The organism is Arthrobacter sp. 01L42, from assembly GCF_056400005.1.
This window is the reverse complement of the sequence record NZ_JBFTSL010000016.1, coordinates 85,821-98,490: the sequence shown is the minus strand read 5'-3', so window position 1 is coordinate 98,490 and position 12,670 is coordinate 85,821. Positions and strand designations below refer to the sequence as shown.

Here is a 12,670-nt window from a genome sequence, read left to right as displayed (position 1 = left end):
ATGGAATGGAAAGTATTGGCGCAGGCGAAGTGCTGGACGAGGCCGTCGACCACCGGGCCCTGGCCGTCGCCGTGATCGACATTTCCGCCGACGTCCGGCGGAAGTCGCACAATGACACCGGCGTCCGGCCGCTGTCCAACGGCGTCCTGGAAATCCTCCGCGTCATCGAGAGCCACCCAGGCATCACCGTCGCGGAAGTCGCTTCCCGTCTGGGCCGGCAGTTCAGCAATGTCAGCGTCCAGCTGCGTGAGCTGGTCGCCGCCGGCCTCGTCACCCGGATCCGCGACGCCGCGGACAAGCGCTACGTCGCCCTCCACCCCACGGCCGAATCCCAGCGGATCAAGGCGCTCCTCGAGGGCGCCTGGGCGGAGGCGCTGGAGTCGGCCAGTTCCCGGCTGCTGCCTGAAGAGCGCGAGCAAATTGCCGCCAGCCTCCCGGCCCTGCAGCGCCTCGCCTCGATACTCTCCGAACCCGAGTAACCCACATCACCCCCTGCCACGGTCATGACGCGTCGCCCCTGATAGTTATACTTTTATAAGTATTACTACTTTGGAGGATGGGACATGGGTATGGCAACGCAGTTGGGAGAGGCAGTCGTCCGGCGGGGGAGCAGGCCAGGGAACCGCTGGTGGGCACTGGTGTTCCTCGCCCTCGCGCAGTTCATGGTGGTGCTGGACGGCACGATCGTGAATCTGGCGCTTCCGCGCCTCCAGCTCGAGATGGGGATCAGCGACTCGACCCGCTCCTGGGTGGTCACGGCCTACGCGCTGGCCTTCGGCGCCTTCCTGCTGCTCGGCGGACGCATCGCAGACTTCTGGGGCCGCAAGCGGACGTTCCTTGTGGCCGCCGTCGGCTTCGCCGCCGCGTCCCTGGTCGCCGGCATCGCGCAGCAGCCCTGGGAGCTGATCGGCGCCCGCGCGCTGCAGGGCGTGTTCGCTGCGCTGCTCGCCCCGGCAGCCTTGGCGCTCCTGACCGTCGCCTTCCCTGGCGGAAGGGACCGCGGCACGGCGTTCGCGATTTTCGGTTCCATTACCGGCGTCGGCGCGGCCGCCGGTGTCCTGCTGGGCGGGTTTTTGACCGAACACGTGAGCTGGCGCTGGTGCTTCTTCGTGAATGTGCCGATTGCCGCCATCGCCCTCTTCGGCGTGTGGTCCCTGGTCAGTGAAAGCAAGGCCCAGGGGTCCACCAAGTACGACTGGCCCGGGGTCATTCTGGCAGCCCTCGGCCTGGGATCCCTTGTCTACGGCTTCACCAACGCCGAGCACGGCTGGGATGCCCCCGAAGCCTGCGGCTTCATTGCCGCCGGCGCAGTTCTCCTGGCACTCTTCGTCCTGGTCGAGACCAAAGTCAGGCATCCGCTCCTGCCGCTGCGCGTGGCCACCGAACGAAACCGCGCGGCCGCCTTCCTGGCGTCGTTCCTTTCCGGCGCTGTCCTCATTGGCGGCATCCTGTTCATCAACTTCTACATCCAGATCGTGCTGGGCTTCGCGCCATTCCTCGCCGGGCTGGCTTCGCTGCCGATGACCGTTGCGGTAATCATCACGGCAGCGCTCGTCGCAAAGAACCTGCCGAAACTGGGGGCCAAAATCCCGACGGCCGCGGGGCCGGTCTTCATGGCGGCTGCGATGCTGTGGCTCACCCGGGTCAGCGCCGAGGGCAGCTACTTCGTCAACATGCTTCCCGCCCTGCTTCTGCTTGGCATCGGGCTGGCCATGGTGTTCGTGCCCATGCAGAACCTTGCCCTGTTCGGCGTGGACAAGGATGACTCCGGTGTGGCCAGTGCGTTGGTCAACGCCTCGCAGCAGATCGGCGGCTCCCTTGGCATCGCCTTGTTCAGCACTATCGCCGCAGCAGCCACGGCCGGTGGCGCGACGCTGTCGGCCCTCTCTGCAGGCTATGCCATGGTGTTTCTCTGGGCCGCAGGTGTCGCGATCCTGATTGCCCCGGTAGCCCTGCTGCTCATCAACATCGCCCGCGAGACGTTCACCGGATCAGCTGGCGACACTCCAGTCGTGCACCCGGGCTGAGCCAACCAGGCACGAAAAGCGGAAGGCCCCCTCGCCGAGGGGGCCTTCCGCTTTTACGGCCGTTTAGCCAGCGCTCAAATCCACTTCGGGGCGGCTGGAACCGTCCCGTCGTTCGCTTCAGTGCCGGGCCCGGTGGCGGTGACCCCGCCATTGCCGCGTCCGGCGGCCCATTCGACGACGGCGGCCAGCGGTCCGGAGACCACGGTGGGGGACGCCGACGCCGTGTCCCCGAACGTCAGACCGCGGTCGGTGACCGTGACGACGAGGCCTTGATCGGTGCCGCGGGTGTGCCAGGCGCCGGTAATGTCCGTCAGGAGCCGTTCCAGCACCGGTGCCGGGATGTCGGCGAAGCTCGCGCCGTTGGCGAGGTCGACGGCGTGCATCCAGACTTCGCGGCTGCGCATCCACACCGTTTCCGTGGCGGGCACTTCCCGTCCCTGGATGGTGCGGACTTTGTGGTGCCAGGCGCCCCCCGGCAGGTCGCGCCATTCGACGTTCAGGTGCACGGCGGAGTGGTCGAAGAGGTGCCGGAGCGCGATCGGGCTCAGCGTGGCGCCGAAGTCGATCTCGTGGTCCCGGACCTCCGTGGACGGGTACATCGGGGTCTCCACCCCGGTGGCAGCCCATTCGATGAGCCGGGCGATGGCCCGGGCGTTGTAGCCAATGTGCGCGGTGATGTGGCGGCGGGTCCAGCCCGGCAGCAGCGAGTCGCCGTCGAGTTCCGCGTCGGAGAGCTCGTTGAGCTTGCGGGCGAAGAACGCCGTGCCGCGCCGTGCCTGCAGCAGCGCCGCGAGCAGTTCTGGGTCCGTCGTCTGGTCCTGGCGGGCAACCATCAGGCTTCCTTGATGACGCGGTTCTTCAGCTGGCCCAGTCCCTCGATGGTGGTGACCAGGATCTGGCCTTCCTGCAGGTAGCGCTTCGGGTCCTGGGCGTGGCCCACGCCGCCCGGGGTGCCGGTTGCGATCACGTCGCCCGGGTTCAGCGTGATGATCGTGGAAATGTAGGACACCAGGAACTCCGGGGTGAACACGAGGTCACCGGTCGGGGTGCTCTGCTGGATTTCGCCGTCGACCGCGGAGGTCATCAGCGGCCCGGCGGTGAACTCGTCCTTGGTGACCAGGGCGGGGCCGAACGGGGTGGACTTCTCCCAGGTCTTGCCCTGCAGCCACTGGATGGTGCGGAACTGGTAGTCGCGCATGGACACGTCGTTCAGGACGGCGTAGCCGGCGATGTGGTCCGCGGCGTCGGCTTCGCTGATCCGGCGGCCCTTTTTGCCGATCACGACGGCGAGTTCGGCTTCCCAGTCGACGGCGTCGGATTCCTGCGGCAGCGCCAGGTCATCGTTGGGGCCGATCAGGGATTCCTGGTACTTGGCGAACAGGGTGGGGAACTCGGGGACTTCCCGGCCCATTTCCTTGATGTGGTTGCGGTAGTTGTGGCCCACGCAGATGACCTTGCCGGGGGAGGGCACGACGGCGTCCAGGTCGGCGCCCTCGAGAGGGTGCGTGGCGCCGGCCGCCGCCTTAGCGGTTGCTTCCCAGTCCTGGGTGCGGAGCAGTTCTCCGACGTCGGCAAAGCCGTCGATCTCGGTCAGGGTGTCGCCGTCCTGGCGGACAGCCTTATTAACTGTTTTGTCTCCAACAGAGGTGCGGAGGGTGAGAAGTCTCATTACTTGTTGCGTCCTTCGATGTAGGTGCGGTTGAAGTTCAGCCGTTCAAAAATGGGGGCGTCACTGAAGCGGAACAGATCAAACTGGGTTCCGGCCTGCAGCGACCATTCCTGCCAGGACGGGACCACGAAGAGGTCGCCCTTGGCCAGGGTCCGGGTTTCGCCGCTGAGGACCACCGAGCCGGAGCCTTCAAAGACCTGCCAGACGCTGGAGCCCACCTCGCGGACCGCTTCGGTGCTGGCCCCGGCGCGGAGCCGGTGGAATTCGGCGCGGATGGTCGGCATCACGTCCCCACCGGTGGTGGGGTTGGTGTAGCGGACGGCGGCGTGGCCCTGGGACACAGTGGCCGGATGGCCCTCGTCCTCGAGCAGCAGCTGCTCGGACAGGGCACGGTCCGTGTGTTCCCAGCGGTAGGCCGCGATGGGGGAGCTCGTGGTGTCATCCAGGCCCGACAGCGGGCGCAAGCCCGGGTGCGCCCAGAGCCGCTCGGAGCGGGAGATGTCCGGGGTGGCCTCGTCGGTGACGCGCTCGGTCCCGAATTCGAAGAAGCCGGCGTCAGCGTAGTGCACGAATGGGATGTCCAGGCCGTCGATCCAGGCCATCGGCTCATCGGTGTCGTTGTGGTGCCCGTGGAAGTTCCAGCCCGGGGTCAGCAGGAAGTCGCCGCGGGACATCCGCACCGGGTCCCCGTTCACCACAGTCCAGACCCCTTCGCCCTCGACGACGAAGCGGAAGGCGTTTTGCGAGTGACGGTGTTCGGGCGCCGTTTCGCGGGCGCCGAGGTACTGGATGGCTGCCCACAGCGTGGGTGTGGCGTACGGCGTCCCGGCCAGGCCGGGATTGGCCAGGGCGATGGCCCGGCGCTCCCCGCCCCGGCCCACCGGGACCAGATCGCCGGCACGGGCAGCCAGCGGGTACAGGTCGCTCCACCGCCAGACGTGGGGGACCGCCTTGGGGGTCGGGACCATCGGCATGAGGTCTGCGATCTCGGTCCACAGCGGGATCAGGTTCTCCCGGTCAAAATCCCGGTACAGCTCTTTGAGCTGGGCAGCCTCTTCAGGCGTCGGCTCCGGAGCAGTGTGCCCCGCGGCCACTGATTCGTGAGTCGTGTTCTCGGCGCTGATGGACACGTGGGCCTCCTCGGTAGGTCAGAACAGTTCGTTGGCGTAGTTCGACTCTACGGATGCCGGTGTGTGACCCCCAACATATTCTGCTGGTCAGAATTCCCGGAACCGGGCGGCCGCGGCGCTCAGTCCGGCTCGGCCGGGTTGGCCGCGATGTCGATCTCCAGCTGCCGGCAGGTTTCCCGCAGGGCGGGGACCAGCCCGGCGTCAAACACGCGGCGGAAGCGGGTCGCGGGGGTGGCGACGCTGAGTGCGCCGACCACGTGCCCGTGCCGGTTGTGCAGGGCCATCCCGAGCGCGCTCACGCCCTCTTCCGTGCCTTCGAAATTGGCCGCGAATCCGTTACTGCGGACGGATTCAAGCTCGCGCAGGAACGCCGGGTACTCCGCGGCCGCAATGGTGTCCCCGCCAATCTCGGCATTGTTGCTGCGAAAGAGCTGGTCGATCATCGGCGGTTCCAGTTCGGCGAGCATGGCCTTGCCTCCGGACGTTTTGTTGGCGGCCATCACCGTCCCCTGCCGGTCACCAACCCGCAGCACATTGTTCCCTTCCACCGTCGCCAGGAAGCGCACTTTCGTCCCCACCCGCACCATGAGGTTCACCGTCTCGTTGAGCCGTGCAGAGAGAAGCTCCATGTGCGGCTGGGCCAGGGATCGGAGCAGCCGGGTCCAGCTCAGGCCGGCTGGCCCGACGCCCATTGCCGGGCCGGGGACATAGCGGCGGGTTTCATCCTGCACGGCGAATCCCCGGTAGACCAACATCGCCAGCAGGCGGTGGGCGGTGGACGGCGCCACGCCCAGCTCCTCGGCGGCGTCCTTGAGCCGGAGTGCTCCGCCGTCGCGGAGCAGCTGGAGGAGCTGCAGCGCGTTGTCCACCGCCTCGATGGAATAGGTGGGCCGTTTCTGGACGGGCTTGCGGGCCGCTCTGCCGGATGGGTTGTTCTGCACATCAGAATTGTATTGTGGTTCACCTGCGGCGGCTAGAACAGTGAGTGGCATGAATCACACACAATCTGTTGCAGTGCCGCAACGGTCTTCGCCGGGGGCCCCTGCTCCCTCAACCGTTGGTGGGCCCGCATCACGGTTCTCCAAAGGCTCGGCAGCCGCCGTCCTGGTCTGCTGGCTGTTGGTGGTCTTCGATGGCTACGACCTGATCGTCTACGGCACGGTCCAGTCCTCCCTGATCTCCGAGACCGGATGGGGGCTGACCAAGGCCACCGCCGGGACCATTGGTTCCATGGCTTTCGTCGGCATGATGATCGGGGCGATCTTCGCCGGCCGGATGGCCGACTCGTGGGGCCGCCGCCGCACCATCCTGGGTTGTGCCATCGTCTTTTCGATTTTCACCATCCTCTGCGCCTTCGCCCCCAATGCGGCCGCCTTCGGGGGGCTGCGGCTCTTGGCGGGCATCGGGCTCGGTGGCCTGGTGCCCTCGGCGAACGCCCTCGTTGCCGAACTGGTCCCCACTAAGTGGCGGTCCACCATCGCCACCCTGATGATGTCCGGCGTCCCGATCGGCGGGTCCATCGCCGCCCTCGTCGGCATCCAGCTGATCCCTGCCTTCGGCTGGGAGTCCATGTTCCTCGTGGCCGTGCTCGCACTGATGATCGTGGTGCCTCTCGGACTGAAATACCTGCCCGAGACGCTGGCCCCGGTCAGTGCCGCGGACCGGGGAATTCGCAACCTCAAAGAGCCGATCGGCTTCAAGTCCCTGCTCCGCGCCCCTTACCTGGGGGTGAGCCTGCTGTTCGCCCTCGCGACGATCGCCACCCTGTTCGCCTGGTACGGGCTGGGAACCTGGCTGCCCAACCTCATGCAGCTGGCCGGCTACAACCTGGGCTCCGCCCTGACTTTCGCCCTGGCCCTCAACCTGGGTGCGGTGGCCGGCTCGGTGATCACGGCCTGGGCCGGGACCCGCTTCGGTCCGATTCCGACGGCGATCGCCGCGGCCGCCGTCGCCGCCGGCGCTCTCGTGGTCCTGGTTGCGGGACCGCCGGTCACCGTCGTGTACCTCATGCTGGTCCTCGCCGGCGTCGGCACCCACGGCACGCAGTGCCTCATCATCGCCGCCGTCGCGAGCCACTATCCCGGGCACCTGCGCGGGACCGCGCTGGGCTGGGCACTGGGGACCGGCCGCATCGGCGCCGTCGCCGCACCCCAGATCGGTGGCCTCCTGCTGGCTGCCGGACTGGGCGTCAATTCCAATTTCCTGGCCTTCGCCGGTGCAGCCGCGATGGCAGCGGTCCTGCTGGCCGCCGTCGGGCTCAAACTCAAATCAAAACTCTCAACCTCCCCTTCACTAACAGGAGCAAGCAATGTCTGAGCACGTCCCGTCCACCAGTTTCCTGTCCACCGACGGCCGGTCCACCGATGTCCTCGTCATCGGAGGGGGAATGGCCGGATTGGCCGGAGCCCTCGCTCTGCGGGAAAGCGGCGCCGACGTCACCCTCGTGGAGCGGGCGCCCGAATTCGGCGAGGTCGGCGCTGGGCTGCAGATGGCGCCCAACGCCTCCCGCGTCCTGAAACGCTGGGGCCTGCTGGACAAGGCCTTGGAGATTGGCGTCCAGCCCAAGCACCTGGTCTTCCGCGACGCCGTCACCGGCGAGGAGCTCACGCGCCAGAGCCTCGGCGGGGAATTCGAGGAACGCTACGGTGCGCCCTACGTGGTGATCCACCGCAGCGACCTGCACCGGGTCCTGCTCGAGGGCTGCGAAGCGGCGGGCGTGAAACTGGTCAACGATGTCATGGTCGAGAGCGTGGAGACCGTGAACGGCAGGGGAGTGGCCCACACGGCCGCCGGCGTGGACTACGAGGCCGACGTCGTCATCGGCGCCGACGGGCTCAAGTCCACCCTGCGCCCGCTCGTTGCCGGCGACGAGCCGGTCCCCTCGGCCTACGTCGCCTACCGCGGCACTGTGCCCATTACCGAACACACACCCAAGGCGGACCTCGAGGACGTCATTGTCTACCTCGGACCGGACTGCCACCTCGTGCAGTACCCGCTGCGCAAGGGCGAGCTGCTGAACACCGTGGCCGTTTTCAAGTCCGCCTCCTTTGAGCGCGGCGAGGAGCAGTACGGGGGAGTCGACGAGCTCGAGGCCGCGTACAAGGACTGCGTCCCCGCCGTCCAGGCTGCGCTGAAAAACCTGGGCACCAGCATGCGCTGGCCCATGTACGACCGCGATCCGATCGAAAACTGGGTGGCCGGCCGGATGGTGCTGATGGGCGATGCCGCGCACCCGATGCTGCAGTACCTGGCCCAGGGCGCCTGCCAGGCGCTCGAGGACGCGGCAGTGCTGCAGGACGTCACCACCGGCACCGTGTTCACCGCCGACGGCGTCCACCCCGAAGCCTGGGACGGCGCGATCAAGGAATTCAACAACCTCCGCGCCGGCCGCACCGCCGGGGTCCAGCGCACCGCCCGCGTCTGGGGCGAATCCTGGCACGTCTCCGGGCTGGCCCGGACGCTGCGCAACCTGCTCTTCAAGAGCCGGATGGACAACGATTTCCGGTACAACGACTGGCTGTACGGCCAGGGCGGCGACGGCGTGCCGGCGGCCCGCGCGGCACACTCCGGCATGGCGGACAAGATTTCCGCCTAATCCGGGCTCAGGGCCGGGCGCCGTCCTTGGGTGACCCGTTACGAGCTCCGGGCCGGCTTCTTCAAGGAGCCGGCCCGGAGCTTCTTCGGTCATGATCCAGGGCGGACTTTCCGCCGATTCCTGGATGTTGTCGACGCACGGTGTTCGTCAACGGCAAGAATTCCCGGCCCCCTAGGCTGTGCTACGTCCGCGGCCCCGCGGAATCATCATCGGGCTGGTCGAGGAGCTCCGCTGACGTCATGTCACTGCTTCAGGCCGACGCTGTTTCGCGGAGGTATTGGCGGAGTCCGGGGATTGCGAAGTCCACCTTGCCGTAGCCGGCTGACTCGATCAGTCCCGCGGCGATGAGTCTCTTTCGGTACTTGGACACCACGTTGGGCTTGGCCGTCATGATGTTTCCGATCAGGCCCGCTGCCGATGGTCCATCCTGAAGGGCCATGGCGTCGAGGAACTCGCGGTCCTTGTCCGAGATATCCGATAGTGCTGACTCGACGACTACTAATGTGTTTCGTCTTTGAGCGGCGGTGAGGGCGCTGTGCACGCTGCTCTCATCCAGTTTCCAGTTGGCCTTTCCCGCCTCCAGCCAGAGGTAGTAGCCCACAAGCTGAATAAGGAAGGGGTAGCCCTCGGTAGCCTCCGCGGCCTCACTGACGAGGCCGGGGGAGACGCCTATTCCTCCCTCACTGAAGAGCTCGCTGTAGGATGCGGTGACTTCGGCGATGGCTGCCTCGTGGAGATTGATCCTGTCGGCGCGTCGCAGGAAGGTCGCCACTCCTTCATTTAGGAGGTCGGAGACGGCGGATGGCAGGCCGGCGAAGATGAGGCCGATGGGCAGTCCGTCGCGGATGAAATGCTGCACTTCAGCGGCCAGTTGGGAAATTTCTGTGCGGTCGACCGCATGTATCTCGTCGATGGTGATAACGAGACCTGTACCTTTTGCGTCCAACAGCCGCAGAAGGTCGTTCCCGGTCCGCCGCCAGTCGGCACTCCGTTCCTGGGGGAGTTGCGTTGTTAGTCCGAACCCTGCCGCCGAGAATGCTGTGATTTTCCGTGTTGGGGGCCCGTCTCCGAGCTCCTCGACAAGCCGAAGCATGTCGTCGCCGATTCCGGCGAGGAAACCGGGGTTTGCTGTTCGGGAGATAACCGCCCAGCCGTGAGTCCCTGCGATCCGTTCCGCGGCGCTCAGCATGACTGTCTTGCCGATGCCTCTGGATCCGGTGATGATGGTCAAAAGCCCGGGCGCTCCCGAGCCTTGCTGCAGGCCGTACTCGAATTCATCCAAGAGCCCGGCCCGCCCAATCAAGTCCGGCGGTGTGGCTCCTGCGGTGGGCTTGAAGGGGTTCCGCACCGGGACCTCCAGGGTGAAAGTAGGTGAAAGTGGTGAAAGTGGTGAAAGTGGTGAAACTGGTATCACACTATCAGTCGCCACATCCCGCAAAGCCCCCGGAACTCCTGCAGGGCGAAAATGTAGCATCAGGCCATCCCTGCACGAAAACAAGTCGCCCAGTGGCTCTATGCAGTTCGGTTCTGACCACCTGAGACTGCCGTACTCAGGCTGCGGCCAGGCAAGCTGACAGATACGGCCCTGATTCGCATGGTTGGATAGCGGCATGCCGATTCTTCCAAGGACAGAAAATTCACTCTTGGTCCGCACGAGCTTCCCCGATGACAAAGCTTGGTTGACCTGGACGACTTGTCACATGAACCGTTCCGGTGCGTTGCCAGTGAACCTTGGGGAATCGATAACAAGGACAGAAAATTCACTCTTGGTCCGCACGAGCTTCGCCGATGACAAAGCTTGGTTGACTTGGGCGACTTGTCACATGAACCGTTCCGGTGCGTTGCCAGTGAACTTTGGGGAATCGATAACAACCTGAACATTGCCAAGATGGACTGGGAAGAGTTCGCCGAGAACACAGACGACGACGGCGTATTTAGGGGTTTTTCTTGACCGTTCTTGCTGCGGGAATGTCTACCACTACTCCCGTACTTTAAGTGCCGATAATCAACATTATGTAAGGTAACTATGTATAACGCTACAGAAGGGGCTTGGTTCAGTCGTGATACCGCTCCCCTCTGGAGTCAACCCGAGACCCGATTTTGCACTTCCCCCAGATCACCCCGTTGGTGAATTGGAAGCCCATCACGTCGGCGTAGTCGCTGGCGCTTTGCTCGTCGCCGAACGCGCCAAGGATCGTGTCGTGCGGCGACTCGTCATGCTGGACGATCCACACATACCCCTTCCGGGTGCGGAACCGTTCGAGCGACTTTCGCATCCAGCTCAGTAATGCATCCATGCCGCCATCATCCCCCGCCTGCCGGATGGCCCCCGGGAGGTAGACCCTGCTCCTGGTGGCCGCTCTCCGGCCGCCCGCCCGCCACCAGCCCGATGATGAGCCCGATGAGCGCTGCCGGTAGAGCTAGTACGGCCCCGAGGTGCGGAATGAAGCTGTCGGGCATGACGGCATCCGGCCAGCCGACCAGCAGGGCCGGTGCCGCGACGGCCAGGACTATCGGCCATCCAAGATCCCTCAGGCGTGCCCAGGCGGCTGCAGCGGCCGAGGCGGCAGTTCCGGCGAAGATTAGGGCGTGGCCAGGGCCTTCCCCTGGGGTGCGGATGAGTGAGAATGTCATGGCCAGGCCCGCGGCGGTGAGTAGGAGGGATGCCAGGATGGCCAGGGGCCACAGGGTGGCCTGTCGGCGGCGGCGGGTGTTCATGGGCTCAACCTACGCCATGGGCTTTTCGGGTCCTACTCCCCCGCGTTTTTGTAGTGTTATGCAGAGGGTGCGCAAAGCGGAAACCCCCGGAAATCCAGTGATTTCCGGGGGTTTCCGCTGCGAGTAGCTGGGTTGGCGTCAGCCTGGGAGGCTGCCGCCGCCGTTGTAGCCTCCGTTGACCCGGGTGGCGTTCGGGTAATAGCGGCCGTCATTGCCCAGTTCGCGGTCGCGGGTAGCGCGCGGCTCGAAGTGAGGGTGCTTGTTACCGGCGCCCACCTTCTTGCGGACGACGAAGTAGACGACCGTTGCGATCAATGCCGTGATGATGAGGGCTGTGATTACTGCTTGTGTTGTGTCCATGGTTCCTTGTCCGATCCGTTCCGCGCGAGTGGTGGAGTAGCTGGGGTGTCATGACCCGCCGCTGCCGCTGATTCAGTGATTGGCGGCCGTGGAGGTCGGGTTGGTGCTCCCGTTGTGAGGTGCGGTGTGGTTGTGGCTGTCGCGCGCGTCAAAGTGCGGGTGCTTGTCCGTGAAGAGGAGGTAGTTCAGCTTGGCTGCCAGACCAGGCTTTCGCGGCTGGTCGGTGCCGACGGCGATTGCCGCCTCCCCCTGGGTGTTGGCGTTGTCTGCGATCCTCTTGGTCGTGCGTCGGTAGGTGACGGTGAAGGAGATCGCGGTTGAGATGAGGGCTGCGATCATGAAGGCCGCGAATGCTGCCTGGGGTGTGGTCATGGCTTCATTGTCCCTCCCACCCCAGGGCTGGGGGCGGATATTTGCCGTTGGGTTGCTCGGCTAATGCGTGGTCAATTATTCGTCCCCCTCCCCGCTTGCCCATGCAAGAAGGGGCCCCAAAAATTGGTCACCCAAACCTAATGACAATCAGAGGTCCTACGTCTATGGTCAGGTTCAGCGTTCATTCCTAGGGGGAATAATGGATCGTGCTCGGCATCTGCCACTCAAAATTTCCGTTCTACTGGCTTCACTGCTCATGACCTCATGTGCAGCGACGCCACCTGGCGGGCAGTCCACGCCGACGCCCCTCTCAGCATCCGCTCAAGCTGACAAGAGTGCACCCACTCCCCTCCCGGCCACCACATCCCAGCCGCAGCAAACGTGCGCCCCATTCCTGCCCGGAGCGCCGTGCACCACCTACGACAGCGTCTCAGCCGCATCGAACGGTAAAGCCCTCCCGTGGGCGGCGAACGGAGCCGTCAAGGCTCAGCTCACGTCCATCAACGGTGAGCTGCTGCTGACCGTGCGGACCCCATGCGGGCCCCTGGGCGCCCCGGTGGTCATCAAGGGCAACATCCTCACCGTCGCCGGGAAGATTGCGACAGGCGCTGAGGGATGTGTAGGCGCTGAGGGTTACCAGCGACTCTGGGTTCAGGAATTCCTGAAGCGGCCCATTGCAATGACGTATGAAAGCGGCAAGCTGCTCTGGTCGAGCGGCGACGATTCGCTCACCTTCAAGGCCGAGTAACCATCCCATTCACACTTGGCGGACCGCCTCACGGCGGTCCGTTTCTTTGAC

At 65.4% G+C, this 12,670-nt stretch carries 15 protein-coding genes; 6 read left to right on the top strand and 9 right to left on the bottom strand.

Going from position 1 to position 12,670, the window contains the following annotated elements; genetic code table 11:
• The first annotated feature begins 5 nt into the window (after positions 1 to 5).
• Both AC1DN2_RS14775 and AC1DN2_RS14770 read left to right on the top strand, forming a co-directional pair.
• Positions 6 to 479: a MarR family winged helix-turn-helix transcriptional regulator gene (locus AC1DN2_RS14775; RefSeq protein ID WP_476850889.1), complete on the top strand. Its 474-nt coding sequence runs from the start codon at positions 6 to 8 to the stop codon at positions 477 to 479.
• An 84-nt stretch (positions 480 to 563) separates the two neighbouring features.
• On the top strand, positions 564 to 2,027 hold the full coding sequence (locus AC1DN2_RS14770; RefSeq protein WP_476850888.1) for an MFS transporter: 1,464 nt from the start codon (positions 564 to 566) through the stop codon (positions 2,025 to 2,027).
• Between the two features lie 74 nt (positions 2,028 to 2,101).
• Here AC1DN2_RS14770 and AC1DN2_RS14765 read toward each other — a convergent pair whose 3' ends face one another.
• From AC1DN2_RS14765 to AC1DN2_RS14750, 4 genes are all read right to left on the bottom strand, one after another.
• Entirely contained in the window at positions 2,102 to 2,860 is a 759-nt protein-coding gene (locus AC1DN2_RS14765; RefSeq protein ID WP_476850887.1) for a maleylpyruvate isomerase family mycothiol-dependent enzyme, read from the bottom strand.
• Positions 2,860 to 3,696, bottom strand: a complete 837-nt coding sequence (locus AC1DN2_RS14760; RefSeq protein ID WP_476850886.1) for a fumarylacetoacetate hydrolase family protein — start codon at positions 3,694 to 3,696, stop codon at positions 2,860 to 2,862. The genes AC1DN2_RS14765 and AC1DN2_RS14760 overlap by 1 nt, the downstream gene beginning before the upstream one ends.
• Complete coding sequence (locus AC1DN2_RS14755; protein ID WP_476850885.1) at positions 3,696 to 4,826, bottom strand: cupin domain-containing protein; 1,131 nt, start codon at positions 4,824 to 4,826, stop codon at positions 3,696 to 3,698. The genes AC1DN2_RS14760 and AC1DN2_RS14755 overlap by 1 nt, the downstream gene beginning before the upstream one ends.
• 119 nt (positions 4,827 to 4,945) lie before the next feature.
• Positions 4,946 to 5,767 carry an IclR family transcriptional regulator gene (locus AC1DN2_RS14750; protein WP_476850884.1) on the bottom strand — a complete coding sequence of 274 codons (822 nt, stop codon included), beginning with the start codon at positions 5,765 to 5,767 and terminating at the stop codon, positions 4,946 to 4,948.
• A gap of 49 nt (positions 5,768 to 5,816) precedes the next feature.
• On the opposite strand from AC1DN2_RS14750, the gene AC1DN2_RS14745 reads away from it, so the two are divergent.
• Complete coding sequence (locus AC1DN2_RS14745; RefSeq protein WP_476850883.1) at positions 5,817 to 7,142, top strand: MFS transporter; 1,326 nt, start codon at positions 5,817 to 5,819, stop codon at positions 7,140 to 7,142.
• Positions 7,135 to 8,421, top strand: coding sequence for an FAD-dependent oxidoreductase (locus tag AC1DN2_RS14740; protein WP_476850882.1), 1,287 nt, complete (start codon positions 7,135 to 7,137; stop codon positions 8,419 to 8,421). The genes AC1DN2_RS14745 and AC1DN2_RS14740 overlap by 8 nt, the downstream gene beginning before the upstream one ends.
• 250 nt (positions 8,422 to 8,671) lie before the next feature.
• Here the strand turns inward: AC1DN2_RS14740 and AC1DN2_RS14735 are convergent, their stop codons facing one another.
• Positions 8,672 to 9,769, bottom strand: a complete 1,098-nt coding sequence (locus tag AC1DN2_RS14735) for an ATP-binding protein (RefSeq protein WP_476850953.1) — start codon at positions 9,767 to 9,769, stop codon at positions 8,672 to 8,674.
• A gap of 450 nt (positions 9,770 to 10,219) precedes the next feature.
• Here AC1DN2_RS14735 and AC1DN2_RS14730 point away from each other — a divergent pair, with 450 nt between their 5' ends.
• Positions 10,220 to 10,372: a DUF6924 domain-containing protein gene (locus AC1DN2_RS14730; protein ID WP_476850881.1), complete on the top strand. Its 153-nt coding sequence runs from the start codon at positions 10,220 to 10,222 to the stop codon at positions 10,370 to 10,372.
• A 103-nt stretch (positions 10,373 to 10,475) separates the two neighbouring features.
• On the opposite strand, the gene AC1DN2_RS14725 is transcribed toward AC1DN2_RS14730, so the two are convergent.
• The 4 genes from AC1DN2_RS14725 to AC1DN2_RS14710 all read right to left on the bottom strand — a co-directional run bounded on the left by AC1DN2_RS14725 (position 10,476) and on the right by AC1DN2_RS14710 (position 11,871).
• A complete protein-coding gene (locus AC1DN2_RS14725) occupies positions 10,476 to 10,718 on the bottom strand; it encodes a hypothetical protein (protein ID WP_476850880.1) in 243 nt (80 codons plus the stop codon).
• Positions 10,719 to 10,725: 7 nt separating this feature from the next.
• Complete coding sequence (locus AC1DN2_RS14720; protein ID WP_476850879.1) at positions 10,726 to 11,139, bottom strand: hypothetical protein; 414 nt, start codon at positions 11,137 to 11,139, stop codon at positions 10,726 to 10,728.
• Positions 11,140 to 11,277: 138 nt separating this feature from the next.
• The gene (locus tag AC1DN2_RS14715) at positions 11,278 to 11,499 is read right to left on the bottom strand and encodes a hypothetical protein (protein ID WP_243177538.1); all 222 of its coding nucleotides are present in this window, start codon (positions 11,497 to 11,499) and stop codon (positions 11,278 to 11,280) included.
• A gap of 72 nt (positions 11,500 to 11,571) precedes the next feature.
• Positions 11,572 to 11,871 (bottom strand): hypothetical protein, encoded by a 300-nt coding sequence (locus AC1DN2_RS14710; RefSeq protein WP_476850878.1) that lies wholly within the window; start codon positions 11,869 to 11,871, stop codon positions 11,572 to 11,574.
• Between the two features lie 256 nt (positions 11,872 to 12,127).
• Between AC1DN2_RS14710 and AC1DN2_RS14705 the strand changes: the two genes are divergently transcribed.
• Positions 12,128 to 12,619: a hypothetical protein gene (locus AC1DN2_RS14705; protein WP_476850877.1), complete on the top strand. Its 492-nt coding sequence runs from the start codon at positions 12,128 to 12,130 to the stop codon at positions 12,617 to 12,619.
• The last annotated feature ends 51 nt before the right edge of the window (positions 12,620 to 12,670 follow it).